This is a genomic window from Streptomyces sp. NPDC005808 (assembly GCF_042871385.1).
Classification (GTDB): Bacteria; Actinomycetota; Actinomycetes; order Streptomycetales; family Streptomycetaceae; genus Streptomyces.
Genome location: NZ_JBIAIK010000046.1, coordinates 1 through 1,978, shown reverse-complemented (window position 1 = coordinate 1,978; position 1,978 = coordinate 1). Strand labels below are relative to the sequence as shown.

General features: G+C 73.9%; 1 protein-coding gene. It reads right to left on the bottom strand.

The features are described from left to right. Window positions 1-1,978, bottom strand: a 1,978-nt coding sequence (locus tag ACFYPC_RS37005; protein ID WP_391891739.1) for a polyketide synthase dehydratase domain-containing protein, incomplete at both ends; no start/stop codon positions are given.

Here is a 1,978-nt window from a genome sequence, read left to right as displayed (position 1 = left end):
ACATCCCCAACGCGTTCAGCACATCACGGAAGTTCACCCCCGCCGCACGCACCTCGACACGCACGAACCCCGCAGCAAGCTCCGACCGCTCCGACCGCTCCGACTCCTCCACAGGCAGCAACGCCAGATTCTCCAGCGTCCCCTTCCCCGTGCTCCGCAACGACCACAAAGCCCCGGCACCCGCCGGAACCACCAGCTCACCACCCGCAGCCCGCACCAGCCGCGGAACGAACACCTTCCCCCCACGCACCGCCACCTGCGGCTCACCCATCAAAGCCAACACCGCACCATTCACTGCGCTGTCACCACCGACATCGACGGCGACCTCGGCGTCGGCGTCGGCGTCGGCGTCGGTGTCGGTGTCGGTGTCGACCAGCACGATCCGGCCCGGGTTCTCCGACTGCGCCGACCGGATCAGACCCCACACGGAGCCCGCGCCCAGGTCCTGGATCTCGTCGCCCGCGACCGCGACCGCGCCACGGGTCACCACAACCAGGCGGGCGTTCGTCTCGCGTTCCGCGTCCAGCCACTGCTGCAGCCGCTCGAGGACGTCCACGATCCGCGCACGTACGCCCGCGATCACAGCCGTACCGCTCTGCGCGCCGTGAGCCGCGCCGGGAACCGTCAGGACCTCCAGATCGGCGTCCTCGTCCCGGACGGTCTCCGGGGCACCCGCGGCCGGGACCCACTCCAGACGGAAGAGCGACTCCGCCGCGGCCTGGTGCTCCGCCGCCCGCAGCTGGTTCGCGCTCACCGGCCGGAAGCTCAGCGAGCGGACGGTGGCGACCGGGGCACCCGTACCGTCGGCGGCCTCGACCGAGAGGGACCGGCCGTCCGCCGACGCCAGGCGCACCCGCAGTGCCGCCGCGCCCGCCGCGTGCAGCTCCACGCCCTCCCAGGCGAACGGCAGCTGGAGTCCTGCCTCGTCCGGGAAGAGTCCCCCGGCGCTCACGGCATGCAGGGCGGAGTCGAGCAGGGCCGGGTGCAGGCCGAACCGGCCCGCCTGCCCGGCCGGCTCCTCGCCCAGCGTGACCTCCGCGAACACCTCGCCCGCGCGCCGCCACGCCGCCCGCAGCCCCTGGAAGGCCGGGCCGTAGCCGTAACCCGTCGCCGCCAGTTCGGCGTAGAAGTCGGACACCTCGACGGTCTCGGCGTCCTGCGGCGGCCACACGGCGGCCCACGACGCGTCCACCGGCTGCTCCGTGCCGCTGTCGGCCGTCAGCCCGCCGGCCGTCGGCCCACCGGTCGCCAGCACCCCCGCCGCGTGGCGGGTCCATGTCTGCGAGCCCTCGGGCTGCCCGTACACCATCAGCGGGCGCATGCCGGATCCGACACCGTCCTCACCCTCGCCGCCGACGACCACCCGGACGACGACCGCGCCGCTCTCGGGCAGCACCAGCGGGGATTCCAGGACGAGTTCGGACACGAGGGGGTGACCCACCTGGTCCCCGGCGCGGACCGCGATGTCGACGAAGGCCGTCCCGGGCACCAGGACCCGCCCGTCGACCACGTGGTCAGCGAGCCAGCCGTGCGTACGAACGGCAAGGCGGCCGGTGAGCACCACGCCGCCCGTGCCGGGCAGGTTCACGACGGCACCCAGGAGCGGGTGCTCCGCGCCCTCCAGGCCCACGGAGGCGACATCGCCTGCGAACTCGGCGGCGCGCGGCCAGTACCGCTCGCGCTGGAAGGCGTAGGTCGGCAGGTCGACGGTTCGGGCGCCGCTGTTCTCGAAGACGCCCGCCCAGTCCACGTCGACGCCCAGCACCCACAGCTCGGAGGCGGACTGGAGCATCCGGTCGAGGCCGCCTTCGTCGCGGCGCAGGGTGCCGAGGACGGCGGCGTCGGCGCCTACGTCCTCGGCGGTGCCCTGGAGGCCGAGGGAGAGGACGGGGTGGGGGCTGACCTCGATGAAGACGGAGTGGCCGTCGGCGAGGGCGGCGCGGGTGGCCTGCTCGAACTCGACGGTCTCGCGGAGGTT